At 62.2% G+C, this 14,678-nt stretch carries 12 protein-coding genes and 1 pseudogene; 12 read left to right on the plus strand and 1 reads right to left on the minus strand.

The genetic code is table 11. The features are described 5' to 3' along the window. Nucleotides 1-25 precede the first annotated feature (25 nt). Genes NTD84_RS14110 through NTD84_RS14120 form a run of 3 tightly spaced genes read left to right on the plus strand, consistent with a single transcriptional unit; the run spans nucleotide 26 to nucleotide 3,709 of the window. Nucleotides 26-1,039, plus strand: a complete 1,014-nt coding sequence (locus NTD84_RS14110) for an iron ABC transporter substrate-binding protein (protein ID WP_262166463.1) — start codon at nucleotides 26-28, stop codon at nucleotides 1,037-1,039. Between the two features lie 4 nt (nucleotides 1,040-1,043). Continuing rightward, complete coding sequence (locus NTD84_RS14115) at nucleotides 1,044-2,642, plus strand: ABC transporter permease (protein ID WP_262166464.1); 1,599 nt, start codon at nucleotides 1,044-1,046, stop codon at nucleotides 2,640-2,642. Beyond that, nucleotides 2,639-3,709, plus strand: coding sequence for an ABC transporter ATP-binding protein (locus NTD84_RS14120; RefSeq protein ID WP_262166466.1), 1,071 nt, complete (start codon nucleotides 2,639-2,641; stop codon nucleotides 3,707-3,709). The genes NTD84_RS14115 and NTD84_RS14120 overlap by 4 nt, the downstream gene beginning before the upstream one ends. Before the next feature lie 10 nt (nucleotides 3,710-3,719). Here NTD84_RS14120 and NTD84_RS14125 read toward each other — a convergent pair. Continuing rightward, a pseudogene (locus tag NTD84_RS14125) lies at nucleotides 3,720-3,894 on the minus strand (integrase); the annotation flags it as partial. Between the two features lie 301 nt (nucleotides 3,895-4,195). Between NTD84_RS14125 and arnB the strand changes: the two are divergent. From arnB to NTD84_RS14170, 9 genes are read left to right on the plus strand one after another with little or no spacing between them, the layout of a single operon-like run. Beyond that, nucleotides 4,196-5,344, plus strand: a complete 1,149-nt coding sequence (gene arnB, locus NTD84_RS14130) for a UDP-4-amino-4-deoxy-L-arabinose aminotransferase (protein WP_262166468.1) — start codon at nucleotides 4,196-4,198, stop codon at nucleotides 5,342-5,344. Next, a complete protein-coding gene (arnC, locus tag NTD84_RS14135) occupies nucleotides 5,341-6,360 on the plus strand; it encodes an undecaprenyl-phosphate 4-deoxy-4-formamido-L-arabinose transferase (protein WP_262166469.1) in 1,020 nt (339 codons plus the stop codon). Before arnB ends, arnC begins: the two co-directional genes overlap by 4 nt. After that, on the plus strand, nucleotides 6,357-8,354 hold the full coding sequence (gene arnA / locus NTD84_RS14140) for a bifunctional UDP-4-amino-4-deoxy-L-arabinose formyltransferase/UDP-glucuronic acid oxidase ArnA (protein ID WP_262166471.1): 1,998 nt from the start codon (nucleotides 6,357-6,359) through the stop codon (nucleotides 8,352-8,354). The genes arnC and arnA overlap by 4 nt, the downstream gene beginning before the upstream one ends. After that, nucleotides 8,354-9,238 (plus strand): 4-deoxy-4-formamido-L-arabinose-phosphoundecaprenol deformylase, encoded by an 885-nt coding sequence (gene arnD, locus NTD84_RS14145; protein WP_262166474.1) that lies wholly within the window; start codon nucleotides 8,354-8,356, stop codon nucleotides 9,236-9,238. Before arnA ends, arnD begins: the two co-directional genes overlap by 1 nt. Next, the gene (gene arnT / locus NTD84_RS14150) at nucleotides 9,235-10,884 is read left to right on the plus strand and encodes a lipid IV(A) 4-amino-4-deoxy-L-arabinosyltransferase (RefSeq protein ID WP_262166476.1); all 1,650 of its coding nucleotides are present in this window, start codon (nucleotides 9,235-9,237) and stop codon (nucleotides 10,882-10,884) included. Before arnD ends, arnT begins: the two co-directional genes overlap by 4 nt. Beyond that, a complete protein-coding gene (gene arnE, locus NTD84_RS14155) occupies nucleotides 10,881-11,225 on the plus strand; it encodes a 4-amino-4-deoxy-L-arabinose-phosphoundecaprenol flippase subunit ArnE (RefSeq protein WP_262166478.1) in 345 nt (114 codons plus the stop codon). The genes arnT and arnE overlap by 4 nt, the downstream gene beginning before the upstream one ends. Beyond that, nucleotides 11,222-11,620 carry a 4-amino-4-deoxy-L-arabinose-phosphoundecaprenol flippase subunit ArnF gene (arnF, locus tag NTD84_RS14160; protein ID WP_262166480.1) on the plus strand — a complete coding sequence of 133 codons (399 nt, stop codon included), beginning with the start codon at nucleotides 11,222-11,224 and terminating at the stop codon, nucleotides 11,618-11,620. The genes arnE and arnF overlap by 4 nt, the downstream gene beginning before the upstream one ends. Next, nucleotides 11,617-12,996 carry a UDP-glucose dehydrogenase family protein gene (locus tag NTD84_RS14165; protein ID WP_262166483.1) on the plus strand — a complete coding sequence of 460 codons (1,380 nt, stop codon included), beginning with the start codon at nucleotides 11,617-11,619 and terminating at the stop codon, nucleotides 12,994-12,996. The genes arnF and NTD84_RS14165 overlap by 4 nt, the downstream gene beginning before the upstream one ends. Further along, nucleotides 12,969-14,582, plus strand: a complete 1,614-nt coding sequence (locus NTD84_RS14170; protein ID WP_262166486.1) for an ArnT family glycosyltransferase — start codon at nucleotides 12,969-12,971, stop codon at nucleotides 14,580-14,582. Before NTD84_RS14165 ends, NTD84_RS14170 begins: the two co-directional genes overlap by 28 nt. The last annotated feature ends 96 nt before the right edge of the window (nucleotides 14,583-14,678 follow it).

A 14,678-nucleotide genomic window follows, 5' to 3' on the forward strand; every position in this document is an offset into this window, starting at 1 on the left:
AAACAATAACTGGAGCCGCCACCGCATGAATTGCCGAATTCCCTCGTTGCTGAAACACGTTCTGCTGACCTTTGCCCTGTTGAGTGCCAGCCACGCGTACGCTGCCGATGCCGACGGTATCGTGGTCTACAACGCCCAGCACGAAAGCCTGACCAAAGCCTGGATTGAAGGCTTCACCAAGGAAACCGGGATCAAAGTCACCGTGCGCAACGGCGACGACACCGAGATGGGCAACCAGATCGTCCAGGAAGGCGCGGCGTCTCCCGCCGACGTATTCCTCACCGAAAACTCCCCGGCCATGGTGCTGGTCGATAACGCCGGGCTGTTTACGCCCGTTGCGCCGGCCACCCTGGAGCAGGTCGATGCGGCTTACCGCCCGGCCCATGGCAATTGGGTGGGCATTGCCGCGCGCTCTACAGTGTTCGTCTACAACCCGAGCAAACTGCCGGAAGCGGAACTGCCGAAGTCGCTGATGGACCTTGCCGAGCCGAAATGGAAAGGTCGCTGGGCCGCATCGCCAGCCGGCGCCGACTTCCAGGCCATCGTCGCCGCCGTACTGGAACTCAAAGGTGAAGCCGCTACCCTCGACTGGTTGAAGGGGATGAAAACCAATTTCAGCGCTTACCGGGGCAACAGTTCGGTGCTGAAGGCAGTGAATGCCGGTCAGGTCGACAGCGGTGTTATCTATCACTATTACCGCTTCGGCGATCAGGCCAAGACCGGCGAAAACAGCAAGAACACCGCCCTGCATTACTTCAAGCACAAGGACCCGGGAGCGTTTGTGAGCACCTCCGGTGGTGGCGTGCTGGCGTCCAGCAAGCACAAAGACCAGGCCCAGGCGTTCCTTAAATATGTGACCGGCAAGGACGGCCAGGCCATTCTCAAGACCGGCAACTCGTTTGAATACGCCATAGGCAAGAACGCAGAATCCAACCCGAAACTGCTGTCTTTGCAGCAACTCGATGCGCCGAAGGTCGATGCGTCCAAACTCGACAGTCGCAAAGCCGTGGAGTTGATGACTCAGGCCGGGCTGCTTTGAATTGATGCCTGAAACGCTACCGGCGGAGGGCGCGGCGGCGCTTCCCGACCATTTGCGCCGTCGCTCCCGCGGGCTGTTCGCGGGGCGCGGCGGTGCGTGGGTGATCAGCTTGTCGGTGCTGGTGTCATTGCTGTCGCTATTGCCGATTGCCTTCGTCATCGGGGTGTCGCTGCACACCGGTTGGGCGACCCTGTCAGCGCTGATGTGGCGGCCAAGGGTTGGCGAGCTGCTGATCAACACCGTGCTGCTGGTGGCGATCACGATCCCCCTTTGCATCGTCCTTGGCACGACCCTGGCCTGGTTGACCGAGCGCAGCGATCTGTCCGGACGGCGCGGGTGGTCGCTGCTGGCCATCGCGCCGCTGGCGGTTCCGGCCTTCGTGCACAGTTATGCCTGGGTCAGCTTGATACCCTCGATCAATGGCCTGTTCGCCGGGGTGCTGGTGTCGGTGATCGCCTATTTCCCCTTTCTCTACCTGCCGATTGCCGCGACGTTGCGCCGGCTCGATCCGGCCATTGAAGACGTCGCGCAATCCATGGGGCTCAAGCCCTGGGCGGTGTTTTTCCGCGTGGTGTTGCCGCAGCTGCGCCTGGCCATCTGCGGTGGCGCCTTGTTGGTTGGCCTGCACCTGCTGGCCGAATATGGCCTATACGCGATGATCCGCTTCGACACTTTCACCACGGCGATCTTCGATCAGTTCAAATCCACCTTCAACGGGCCGGCCGCCCACATGCTGGCCGGCGTGCTCGCCTTGTGTTGCCTGGCGATGCTCACGGTCGAGTCCGCCGCGCGGGGTCATGCGCGGTATGCACGGGTCGGCTCAGGCAGTGCCCGCGACCAGCGAGTGGTGCGCCTGAAGGCCGGCGCGCGCATGCTCGCGCTGATCCTGCTGATCACCACCTGCGCCCTGTCGCTGGGGGTGCCGTTGATCACACTGGGCAAATGGTTGATCGCCGGTGGTGCGCAGGTCTGGCAGATGAGCGAACTGCTGCCGGCCCTGCAACAGACCTTGCTGCTTGGAGTCGCCGGCGCGGCGCTCACCACGTGCGCCGCGATTCCGATTGCCTGGCTGTCGATTCGCTCGCCGGGGCGCTTGCAGCGGATCCTCGAAAGCTGCAACTACATCACCAGTTCCCTGCCGGGCATTGTTGTCGCATTGGCCCTGGTAACCGTCACTGTGCAGTTCGCGCGGCCGATTTATCAGACCACGATCACCGTGCTGCTGGCGTACCTGCTGATGTTTTTACCCCGTGCGCTGGTGAGTTTGCGGGCGGGCTTCGCTCAGGCGCCGGTTGAGCTGGAGAACGTCGCCCGCAGCCTGGGTCGCTCGCCGGGTCGGGCGTTATGGCTGATCACCTTGCGCCTGGCCGCGCCCGGTGCTGCCGCGGGCGCCGCGCTGGTGTTCCTGGCAATCACCAACGAACTGACCGCCACCCTGCTCCTGGCTCCCAACGGCACACGCACGCTGGCGACCGGATTCTGGGCATTGACCAGCGAAATCGACTACGCCGCAGCGGCGCCTTACGCCCTGTTGATGATTCTGCTGTCGCTGCCATTGACCGGGCTTCTCTATCACCAATCCAAACGAGCGGCGGGTCGATGAACGCACTTGAACTGCATTCAGTCTGCAAATCCTATGGCGCGCACCGGGCCTTGGACAACATCAACCTGTCGGTGCCGACGGGCAGCCGCACCGTGATCGTCGGCCCTTCGGGGTCGGGCAAGACCACGTTGCTGCGGATGATCGCCGGCTTCGAGTTTCCGGATGCCGGGCGCCTGTCGCTCAACGGCCAGACGCTGGTCGACGCCACCCACGAAGTGCCGGCGCACCAACGCCAGATCGGTTACGTGCCGCAGGACGGCGCGCTGTTTCCGCACATGACCGTGGCTGCCAACATCGGCTTTGGCCTGGCGGTCAAGGGCCAGGAAAAACGCGAGCGCATCGCCCAGTTGATGGACAGCGTGGCACTTGAGGCGAACATGGCCGAGCGTTGGCCCCATGAACTGTCTGGTGGCCAGCAACAACGGGTGGCTTTGGCGCGGGCCCTGGCGCAACAACCGCGCCTGATGCTGCTGGACGAGCCGTTCTCCGCGCTCGACACCGGCTTGCGCGCCGCCATGCGCAAACTGGTGGCGCGGTTGCTGGCCGATGCCGGGGTCACCACCATCCTGGTGACCCATGACCAGAGCGAAGCGCTGTCGTTTGCCGATCAATTGGCGGTCATGCGTGACGGCCGGCTGGTGCAGTCAGGTCACCCGCTGGACCTTTACCGTCACCCGAGCGACGAACAGACCGCATTGTTCCTGGGCGATGCCGTCGTCATGCCTGCCCGAATAGAGGCCGGCTGGGCCCATTGCGACCTGGGACGGATCCCGGTCAACAACCATCGCAACAACCGCTGCGCGCAGATCATGCTGCGACCCGAGCAGTTGCAACTGGTCAGCATCCTGCCCAGCGTTGCAGAGCCCACCGGCTGCCGCGCCGTGGTGACCGAACGCGACTTCAGCGGCAACACCTGCACCCTGACCGTGGAACTGGAGCCCCTGCCCTCCGCCGATCAGCCCGGCCGATCGTTGCTGGTGCGCAGTTCCGGCCTCTACGCGCCACCCACCGGCAGCGCGGTTCACGTCTCGACCATCGGCCATGCGCATGTGCTGAGCGAACCTTAGAGGCGATCCATCGGTCGCCAGCGTCCTGCAACACATAACGCATAGTCGACCGGCTGGACGGCGCCAGTCGCGCCAGATAAAAACGGGCATCGGTTGGATGGGGGAATACGTAACTCGGCAACAGGTAAGTCAAAAAACGGCCTTGGGTGAAAACAGACCAATACAACAACTAAGGATTGAAACATTCCTCATATAAAACGGGACACTTCCGTAGGACTTTTCTATTAAGAAGTGCGATGAGCGGCAGGAGCCTGAACATTGGCTTAATAACGTTCAGATAAACGATTCCGCGACCGTATTTTTATGTTCCTTTCACAAAATCTCGCCTAACCTCATTTACAACAGGTGAGCCCCGACCGGCTCCCAACCTGCCGCCCACGGCCGCAAAAGTCAAATGCGATCCGTCCCGGGCAGGCCACTAAACCGTTGAATCCCGTTTGTTTCGGCACTTTGTCCGAAGGACGGCTTACGCCCCGAGGTTTCCCTATGAGTGAAGCTTTTCTACCCTTCTCCCGCCCCAGTATCGGCGATGAAGAAATTGCCGCCGTAGAGCAAGTATTGCGCTCCGGCTGGATCACTACCGGGCCGAAAAACCAGCAACTCGAAGAGCACTTCGCCAACTATGTCGATTGCAAGCATGCCGTCGCACTGTCCTCCGCCACCGGAGCGATGCACGTCACGTTGCTGGCGTTGGGCATCGGTCCTGGCGACGAAGTCATCACACCCTCCCAGACCTGGGTTTCCACCGCCAACATGATCTGCCTGTTGGGGGCGACGCCGGTGTTTGTCGACGTTGATCGCGACACATTGATGAGCAGCATTGAGAGCATCGAAGCGGCCATCACCCCGCGCACCCGGGCGATCATCCCGGTGCATTACGCGGGTGCGGCGTTCGATCTCGATCCGCTCTACGCCCTCGCCGACAAGCACGGAATCCCGGTGATCGAAGACGCCGCCCACGCCGCCGGCACCCGCTACAAGGACCGTCACGTCGGCGCCAAAGGCACCGCGATCTTCTCGTTCCACGCGATCAAGAACATGACCTGCGCCGAAGGTGCGATGTTCGTCAGCGACGATGAAGCGCTGGCCAATCGGGTGCGCATGCTCAAGTTTCACGGGCTCGGCGTCGATGCCTACGACCGCATGACCCACGGCCGCAAGCCGCAGGCCCAGGTCATGGAACCGGGTTTCAAATACAACCTGGCCGACATCAACGCCGCCATCGCCCTGGTGCAACTGGAGCGCCTCGACGAGATCAACGCCAAACGTAGCGCACTGGCCAGAACCTATCTGCAAAGGTTCGAAGGCTTGCCGGTGCAACCGCTGGCGATTCCGACGTATTCGCAGCAACACGCCTGGCACCTGTTCATCCTGCGCATCGACACCGAACGCTGCGGACTTGACCGCGAAGCGTTCATGAAGGCCTTGCAGGCACAGAACATCGGCACCGGCATTCACTTCATCGCCACGCATCTGCACACCTGGTATCGCCAGCGCTTCCCCAACCTGTACCTGCCCAACACCGAATGGAACTCGGCCCGCCTGTGCTCGATTCCCTTGTTCCCCGACATGACCGGCGACGATGTCGACCGTGTCGTCAGCGCCATTGAACAGACACTGGACACTCGCCTGTGAAACCCTATCCGATCCGTTGCGTATCGATCGTCATCCCGGTCTACAACGAGCAAGACAGCCTGCCCGAGTTGCTGCGGCGCACCGAAGCGGCGTGCCGGGAACTGCACCATGACTACGAAATCGTCATGGTGGATGACGGCAGTCGCGATCACTCGGCGCAACTGCTCGAAGAAGCCGCCAGTCGTGATTGCAGTCCGGTGGTGGCGGTCATTCTCAACCGCAATTACGGCCAGCACGCGGCAATCATGGCCGGGTTCGAGCAATGCAAGGGCGATGTCGTCATCACCCTTGATGCCGACCTGCAAAACCCGCCGGAAGAGATTCCGCGCCTGGTGGCCCAGGCCGAGCTGGGCTATGACGTGGTCGCCACCGTGCGCAGCAATCGCCAGGACTCGGCCCTGCGGCGCTGGCCGTCGAAGCTGATCAACCTCGCGGTGCAGCGCTCCACCGGCGTGGCCATGAGTGACTATGGCTGCATGCTCCGTGCTTATCGCCGCTCGATTGTCGACGCGATGCTCGCCTGCCGCGAACGCAGCACCTTCATCCCGATCCTGGCCAACAGTTTCGCCCGGCACACCACGGAAATCCTCGTGACCCACGCCGAGCGCGAACACGGCGAATCGAAGTACAGCCCGATGCGCCTGGTCAACCTGATGTTCGACCTGATCACCTGCATGACCACCACCCCGCTGCGGCTACTGAGTATCGTCGGTTTCGCCATGGCCGGGCTCGGCGTGGCGTTCGCTACCGCGCTGATCGTGCTGCGCCTGGTGTTCGGCGCCAGTTGGGCCGGCGACGGCACGTTCGTGTTGTTCGCGGTGCTGTTCGTGTTCACCGGTGGCCAGTTCATCGGTATGGGCCTGCTGGGCGAGTACCTGGGGCGGATGTACAGCGACGTCCGCGCCCGCCCTCGGTTCTTCATTGAAAAAGTCCTGCGCAGCCAGCCTGCCGCACCCGCTTCCGTAGTCACCGTTGATGGCCTCACTTCTACTTCCTCCGATCAGGTTCTCTCATGAGCTCAAAAGCCAAAACTGTTGTTTTCGCCTATCACGATATTGGCTGTGCCGGCATCGAAACGCTGCTCAGCGCCGGTTACGACATCGCCGCGGTGTTTACCCACGCCGATGATCCGAAGGAGAACGCCTTCTACGCTTCCGTCGCGCAACTGTGCGCCCGCCGTGGCATCCCGGTGCACGCCCCGGAAGACGTCAATCACCCGCTGTGGATCGAGCGCATCGCCCAGCTCGATCCCGACTTCCTGTTTTCCTTCTACTACCGCCACCTGTTGAGCGAGCCGTTGCTGGCCACGGCGCGCAAAGGCGCGTTCAACCTGCACGGTTCGTTGCTGCCACGCTACCGCGGGCGCGCGCCGGCCAACTGGGTGCTGGTCAACGGCGAAAGCGAAACCGGCGTGACGTTGCACCGCATGGTCAAGCGCGCCGACGCCGGTGCCATCCTTGCCCAGCAACGGGTGCCGATTGAGCGCAGTGACACCGCATTGAGCCTGCACGGCAAACTGCGCGTGGCGGCCGCGGACCTGCTGCGCGATACGCTGCCGACGTTGCTCGCTGGCAAAGTCAACGAAACCCCACAGGACGAAACCAAAGCCACGGTATTCGGCCGGCGCACCCCCGCCGACGGCAAGCTGGACTGGAACCGTCCGGCCGAGCAGCTGTTCAACCTGGTTCGCGCCGTGACCCAACCCTACCCCGGTGCCTTCTGTGCGGTGAGCGAGCACAAACTGATTGTCTGGAGCGCCGAGGTGGTCAAGGGCAACGACGGCCTGGCGCCGGGCCGGGTCATCAGCGTCGATCCGTTGCGCATTGCCTGCGGCGAAGACTCCCTGGTGATCAGCGCCGGCCAACGCAACGACAACGGCTTGTACCTGAGCGGCCCGCAACTGGCTGCTGAACTCGGTCTGGTCGAGGGCTCCGTGCTGCGCGGTGCCGAATCCGCGCGTGCACCACGGCGCACACGGGTGCTGATCCTTGGCGTCAACGGCTTCATCGGCAATCACCTGTCCGAACGGTTGCTGCGCGATGATCAATACGAGGTCTACGGCCTGGACATCGGCAGCGACGCCATCGAGCGTTTGCGCAGCCATCCGAATTTCCACTTCGTCGAAGGCGACATCAGCATTCACTCTGAGTGGATCGAGTACCACATCAAGAAGTGCGACGTGATCCTGCCGCTGGTGGCGATTGCCACACCGATCGAATACACCCGCAACCCGCTGCGGGTGTTCGAGCTGGATTTCGAAGAAAACCTGAAGTTGGTGCGCTACTGCGTCAAGTACAACAAGCGGGTGATCTTCCCGTCGACCTCGGAAGTCTACGGCATGTGCCAGGACGACAAGTTCGACGAGGACACGTCCAACCTGGTGGTCGGGCCGATCAACAAGCAACGCTGGATCTACTCGACTTCCAAGCAGCTGCTCGACCGGGTGATCTGGGCTTACGGCCAGAAAGGCCTGAACTTCACCCTGTTCCGCCCTTTCAACTGGATGGGCCCGCGCCTGGATCGACTCGATTCTGCACGTATCGGCAGCTCCCGGGCGATCACCCAACTGATCCTCAACCTGGTGGAAGGCACGCCGATCCGCCTGTTCGACGGTGGCGAGCAAAAACGCTGCTTCACCGACATTGCCGACGGCGTGGAAGCGCTGGCGCGGATCATCGACAACCGCAACAACGCCTGTAACGGCCAGATCATCAACATTGGCAATCCGGACAACGAAGCCAGCATCCGCCAGCTGGGCGAAGAGTTGCTGCGACAGTTCGAAGCCCATCCGCTGCGCCACAACTTCCCGCCGTTTGCCGGTTTCCGCGACGTGGAAAGCAAGGCGTTCTACGGTTCGGGCTACCAGGACGTATCGCACCGCAAGCCGAGCATCGACAACGCCCGACGTTTGCTGGACTGGGCGCCCACGGTGGAGATGAGCGAAACCATCGGCAACACGCTGGACTTCTTCCTGCGTGAAGCGATGCTCGAAATCAGGGACAAACGTTGATGCAGGCGGGCCTTCGGATTGATGTCGACACCTACCGCGGCACCCGTGAAGGCGTGCCGCGGCTTCTGGAAATGCTCGATGAAGCCCAGGTCAAAGCGACGTTTTTCTTCAGCGTCGGGCCGGACAACATGGGCCGGCATCTATGGCGTCTGATCCGCCCGCAGTTCCTCTGGAAAATGCTGCGTTCCAACGCGGCCGGCCTCTATGGCTGGGACATCCTGCTGGCCGGCACCGCGTGGCCGGGCAAGCCGATTGGCCGTGACCTCGGGCACCTGATGCGGCAAACCCGGGCGGCGGGGCATGAAGTCGGCCTGCACGCCTGGGATCACCACGCCTGGCAGGCCAATGCCGGGCGCTGGAGCAACGCCCAGTTGACCGAGCAGATTCGCCGGGGCGTCGACACGCTCAACGACATTCTCGGCGAACCCATCCGGTGTTCGGCCTCCGCTGGCTGGCGCGCGGATGACCGGATCATTGAGGCCAAACAAGGTTTCGGCTTTCTGTACAACAGCGATTGCCGCGGCCATAGCCTGTTCCGGCCGGCCTTGCCCACGGGCGGCCTTGGTGCACCGCAGATTCCGGTGGACCTGCCCACCTTTGATGAAGTAGTCGGGCCGAGCCTCGCCGCCAACGATTTCAACGCCTTCATTCTTGACCGGTTCACCCCGCAGCACCACAACGCCTACACCATTCATGCCGAAGTAGAAGGGATTCTGATGGCCAATCATTTTCGCGCGCTGCTGGCTGAGGCACGCCAGCGTGATATCCACTTTCAACCCTTGGGTCACTTGCTGCCGGACACACCGGACGCCTTGCCCCGTGGCCGCGTGCTGCGCGGCGCGCTCGACGGTCGTGAAGGCTGGCTGGGAGTGCAAGGCGCATGAGCAAACGCTGGGCATTGCCATTGTTGCTGGGCCTGTGTCTGCTGGCCTATCTGCTGCCACTGGCCAGTCATGGTCTGTGGATTCCGGACGAAACCCGCTACGCGCAAATCAGCCAGGGCATGCTCCTGAGCGATAACTGGGTATCGCCCCACTTCATGAGCCTGCGCTATTTCGAAAAGCCGATAGCCGGTTACTGGATGATCGCCCTCAGTCAGGCCGTGTTTGGCAACAACCTGTTCGGTGTGCGTTTCGCCTCGGCCCTGTGCTCGGCGCTCAGCGTGCTGCTGTGTTACCTGATCGCCCGCCGGCTGTGGGACGAGCCACGTAAAAGTTTTGCCTGTGCGCTGCTGTACATGAGTTTCACCGTCGTCGCCGGTGCCGCCGGTTACGCCAACCTCGATCCGCAATTCACCTTGTGGGTCAACCTGAGTCTGGTGGCCCTTTGGTTTGCGCTGGACAGCGTCAGCCGTGGCCAGCGTCTGATCAGTTGGGCGCTGCTGGGCCTGGCCTGTGGCATGGGGTTCATGACCAAGGGCTTTCTGGCCTGGCTGCTGCCGATGTTGATCGCCCTGCCCTGGATGCTCTGGCAAAAGCGCTGGCGTGAACTGTTGCTCTACGGCCCGGTGGCGATTGCGGTTGCCTTGGCGGTGAGCCTGCCGTGGGCCTTGGCGGTGCACGCGCAGGAACCGGATTACTGGCGATTCTTTTTCTGGCATGAGCACATTCGCCGTTTTGCCGGCGACGACGCCCAGCATGACGCGCCATGGTGGTACTACCTGCCGTTGCTGGTGGCGTTCAGTCTGCCGTGGGTGGCGCTGTTGCCTCCGGCACTGCGCCAAGCGTGGCAAACACGTCAGCAGGCGAATATCGGGTTCCTGTTGCTGTGGCTGGTGATGCCGCTGTTATTTTTCAGCCTGAGCAAAGGCAAACTGCCGAGCTACATCCTGCCGTGCCTGCTGCCCCTGGCCTTGTTGCTGGGCCATGCGCTGGCGGATCGCTTGCGCCTGGAGCAAAGCCGCGCGCTGGGCCTCAATGGCTTGCTCAACCTGCTCCTGGGTCTGACCACCCTGATCGTTCTGGTCTACCTGCAACTGAAGAAGCCGTTGTACTCCCATGAACTGCACAATCTGGTGCTGATATTCATCGGCCTGATCGGTTGGATCATGGCCAATCTGCTGCAAGCGTTCCGGCCGCTGCAATGCTGGGCGGCACCGGCCTTTGGCAGCCTGTTGCTGATCGGCGTCGTGCCGGCGGCGCTGCCCGAAGCAGTGGTGGCGAACAAGATGCCCGACCAGTTCGTCCTCCAGCATCTCGACGAACTCGGCCAGTCCGGTGCGTTGCTGAGCAACGACCTGGGCGCTGCGTCGGCCCTGGCCTGGCGCCTGAAGCGTGCGGACGTGGCGTTGTACAACACGATAGGCGAACTGAAATATGGCCTCGCTTATCCTGATGGCGCGCAGCAGCAAGTCGACCCCGATCGTGTGCAGCAGTGGATGCGCGACGCCCGCCAGAAAGGTTCGGTGGGCGTGCTGATGCGGGTCAAAGGTGAGGACGAACTGCGTGAAATCGACCGCTTGCCCAAGGATGGCAAACGCTATGAACAAGGCAACCTTGTGATTCTGATTTTCCCCCAGGGTGCATCATGAGCCTGGTGCTGGTATTGGCCGCCTGCCTGCTGACCTGCGTGGGCCAGATCGCCCAGAAATATGCGGTGGAAAGCTGGCGCGGCGGCATGTCGGGCTGGGCTGAAAAACTGCGTTCGCCGTGGTTGTGGCTGGCGCTCGTGGCCCTGGGCGCGGGCCTGCTGGTGTGGCTGCTGGTGTTGCAGCGCCTGGAAGTCGGCCTTGCCTACCCGATGCTGAGCCTGAATTTCGTATTGATCACCCTGATCGCCCGCTTTGTCTTCCACGAAGCCATCGACCGTCGTCACTGGCTGGGCGTGGCACTGGTGATTGGCGGTGTCATTTTGCTGGGGTTGCACACATGAGCCTGCGCCGTGGCCTCGCTTTCGCCCTCGGCAGCGTGCTGCTGGGCAGCGCCGCGCAACTGGGCATGCGCTGGAGCATGACCCGTCTGCCGCCCCCCGAACAGATGCTTGATGCTCCGATTGATCCGAGCGCAGTCGTCGTCGTGCTGCTGGCAATTCTTGCCTATGCCCTGTCGATGCTCAGTTGGCTCGCCGCCCTGCGCGACGTGCCGCTGGGCCGGGCCTATTCGCTGTTGAGCATCAGCTACGCGCTGGTGTACCTGCTGGCCGCCGCGTTGCCGGCGTTCAACGAAGATTTCAGCCTGTTCAAAAGCCTCGGGGTGGCGCTGGTCATCCTCGGCGTCGTCACCATCAACTCTCGACCTGCTGCGTCCAATCTCAGGAGTGACCTATGAAAATCAGTGTATTTGGGAGCGGTTACGTGGGCCTGGTGCAGGCCGCTGTTCTGGCTGAAGTCGGCCACGACGTCGTCTGCATGGACATCGACGAGAAAAAAATCGAGTTGCTGCAACAGGGCCACGTGAGCATTTTCGAGCCAGGGCTCGCCAGCCTCGTGCGTGAAAGCCTGGAAGCCAAGCGCCTGCAATTCACCACGGACGAAAAACTCGCGGTGCAACACGGCAAGGTGCTATTCATCGCGGTTGGCACGCCGTCCCGGGAGGACGGTTCGGCGGACCTGCGCTACGTGCTGTCGGTGGGCGAAGCGGTGGCCCGGCATCGCGAGCAACCGGTGATCCTGGTGGAAAAATCCACCGTTCCCGTGGGCACTGGTGACACCTTGCGCGCGCACATCGACAAATGCCTGCTCAAGGTCGGCCGCTTGCTGCAGTTCGAGATTGTCTCCAACCCCGAGTTCTTGAAGGAAGGCTCGGCCGTGGCCGATTGCCGGCGTCCGGACCGCATCGTCATCGGCTGCGAAAGCGATGAGGTGCGCGACGTCATGCGCGACCTCTATGCGCCGTTCAACCGCAACCATGACCGGATCATGTTCATGGACCTGCGCAGCGCCGAGCTGACCAAATACGCGGCCAACTGCATGCTGGCGACCAAGATCAGCTTCATCAACCAGATCGCCGAACTGGCCGAGCACCTCGGCGCCGACATCGAATCGGTGCGCCTGGGCATCGGTGCCGACTCGCGTATCGGCTACCACTTCATCTACCCCGGCTGCGGTTATGGCGGTTCGTGCTTCCCCAAAGACATGCGCGCGCTGATCCACAGCGCCGAGGAAGCGCACTGTTCCAGCGACCTGCTGCAAGCCGTGGAAGCGATCAACCAACGGCAGAAACACAAGCTGTTCGAACGCATCAACGCGTTCTACAAAGGCGATCTGCGCGGCAAGACATTCGCCGTGTGGGGCCTGGCGTTCAAACCGAACACCGACGACATGCGCGACGCGCCGAGCCGCGTCCTGCTGGAATCCCTGTGGGCCGCCGGTGCCAGCGTACGTGCCTTCGACCCGGAAGCGATGCAGGAAACCCAGCAGTTGTACCCCGACGAAGCGAAGTTGATGCTCATGGGAACGCCGGAATCGGTGTTGGCCGGCGCCGATGCGTTGATCATCTGCACCGAGTGGCAGCAGTTCAAGGCCCCGGATTTCAACCTGATCCAGCAGCGGCTCAACGCGCCGGTGATCTTCGACGGGCGCAACCTGTACGACGCCGATCGTCTGGCGCGCAACGGTTTCATGTACTTCCCGATGGGCCGTGGTGAATCGCGCAAGTTGCCGATTCCGCATCTGCAATGGCCAACGGCGTCGGTTGTCGCTTGATCGCTATATCGCCGCGCATCCGTCAGCAGTCCCTGGGTATCGGGTTGCTGGCGCTGCTGCTGTTCAGTGCCGGGGTGTATCAGCAGGCGGCCATCGGCTTCGACTCGCGGTTCGTGCTGTTTGCCCAGGAAATGTTGCGCCATGGACCATCGGTGTTTCCCACCACCTATGGTGAGCCCTACGCCGATTATTCGGCGCTCTCGACCCTGTTCATCTGGCTGCTGTCGTTGCCGTTCGGGCAGGTCAACAGCTTCAGCGCCTGGTTGCCGAGCGTAATCGCCGCTGCGGTCATCGTTACCTTGATGTTCCGCTTGGTGGCGCCCTATTCCCCGCGCTGGGCGCTGCTGAGCATCGCCCTGATGCTGATGACCAGCACCTTCATCACCGAAACCCGCGCGGTGTCCCAGGACGTGATGCTCGCCGCCGTGGCGTTCGCCGTGTTCTACCTGGGTTATGCCGCCGACCACTTCGCGGCCGGACGCCGATGGTGGCTGATTCTGGCGCTGTTGCTGCTGGGTTTCGGCATTCGTGGGCCAATCGGCCTGGTGATCCCCACCGGCATGTTGTGCAGCTATTTCCTGATCAATCGCCAATGGCGGCGCCTGTTTGGCTTCGGCCTGAGCGCGGCATTGCTGCTGGCGGTGTGTGTCGGCCTGTTGTTGTGGCTGGCCGAACGCAGCGGCGGCCCGGCGTTCATGCATGACGTGGTGCGCATGCAGTTCCTCGGGCGCATGGACGGCAGTGAAGGTGTGAGCGGTTCGCTGTATTACCTGACCGGTTCGCTGGGCAACTACGCGCTGGCCTATCCCCTGGCATTGCTCGTGCTGGCGGCGGTGTGGCTGACGGATTCGCGTCAGGCCAGACCGGCGTTGCAGCTGGTGCATTACTGCACGGCGGCGGCGTTGATCGTGCTGGTCGGATTGTCGATTCCCCAGGCGAAGAAAGCCCGCTACGTGCTGCCGATGTTGCCGCTGGTGGCGATCATCGCGGCGTATCCGTTTCAGGTGGCGCAAGGTCGGGTGTTTGCCTGGTTGCGTGGGGGCATGCAGGGCTTGTGGCTGGTCATGCCGACGCTGCTGATCGTTGGGTTGCTGATCGCTCAGCGACGATTGGCAGAGCCGCTGACTTCGGTATTGATCACCCTCGGCGCGCTGCAGGTCATCGCTATCGTCGTGCTGCTGAAGTCGCAATGGCGGGCGCAAGGCCTGGCGTTGTGCGCGATACTGGCGTTGTGGCTGGTTTACATTGCGGCGTTCGAACCGGTTGAGCGTCGGCTCTACGACACCCGGACGTTCAGTCGCGCTGCGTTTGCTTTAGTGCAGCGAGACCCGGCGCCACTGGTGTTGCACGGTCTGGGCAAGGACGCCAAGGCGATCAAGTTCATGGTCAATATCGGGGAGGACCTGCAACCGCTGTTTACCGAGTCGATTCAGGAGCTGGAAAGTGTCCCGGGACCGGCGTGGATAATGATGGATCAGAGTGATTACAACGCATTGCACGGCAGTGTATTGGGCACGCTACAACCGGTATTAAGCGGGCGTTTCGATAACAATGATTTTGTATTGATTCATCTGGCAAAACATTGATCTCTGTAGGCGCGCGCAGGCTCCTACAGAGAGGTGGCCGGGGATTTCAAATCAACGCCCAACGCCTGGGCGAACGCCTTGATCAACGGACTGCGT

The sequence above is a fragment of the Pseudomonas sp. 14P_8.1_Bac3 genome (genome assembly GCF_025466085.1).
Taxonomy (GTDB): domain Bacteria; phylum Pseudomonadota; class Gammaproteobacteria; order Pseudomonadales; family Pseudomonadaceae; genus Aquipseudomonas.

Bases quoted from the DNA above. Each gene is read 5' to 3' on its own strand.
- arnA (WP_262166471.1), top strand. From the start codon at position 6,357: ATGAGCTCAAAAGCCAAAACTGTTGTTTTCGCCTATCACGATATTGGC.
- NTD84_RS14115 (WP_262166464.1), top strand. From the start codon at position 1,044: ATGCCTGAAACGCTACCGGCGGAGGGCGCGGCGGCGCTTCCCGACCAT.
- arnB (WP_262166468.1), top strand. From the start codon at position 4,196: ATGAGTGAAGCTTTTCTACCCTTCTCCCGCCCCAGTATCGGCGATGAA.
- NTD84_RS14170 (WP_262166486.1), top strand. From the start codon at position 12,969: ATGGCCAACGGCGTCGGTTGTCGCTTGATCGCTATATCGCCGCGCATC.
- NTD84_RS14165 (WP_262166483.1), top strand. From the start codon at position 11,617: ATGAAAATCAGTGTATTTGGGAGCGGTTACGTGGGCCTGGTGCAGGCC.
- arnE (WP_262166478.1), top strand. From the start codon at position 10,881: ATGAGCCTGGTGCTGGTATTGGCCGCCTGCCTGCTGACCTGCGTGGGC.
- NTD84_RS14110 (WP_262166463.1), top strand. From the start codon at position 26: ATGAATTGCCGAATTCCCTCGTTGCTGAAACACGTTCTGCTGACCTTT.
- arnF (WP_262166480.1), top strand. From the start codon at position 11,222: ATGAGCCTGCGCCGTGGCCTCGCTTTCGCCCTCGGCAGCGTGCTGCTG.
- arnD (WP_262166474.1), top strand. From the start codon at position 8,354: ATGCAGGCGGGCCTTCGGATTGATGTCGACACCTACCGCGGCACCCGT.
- NTD84_RS14120 (WP_262166466.1), top strand. From the start codon at position 2,639: ATGAACGCACTTGAACTGCATTCAGTCTGCAAATCCTATGGCGCGCAC.
- arnT (WP_262166476.1), top strand. From the start codon at position 9,235: ATGAGCAAACGCTGGGCATTGCCATTGTTGCTGGGCCTGTGTCTGCTG.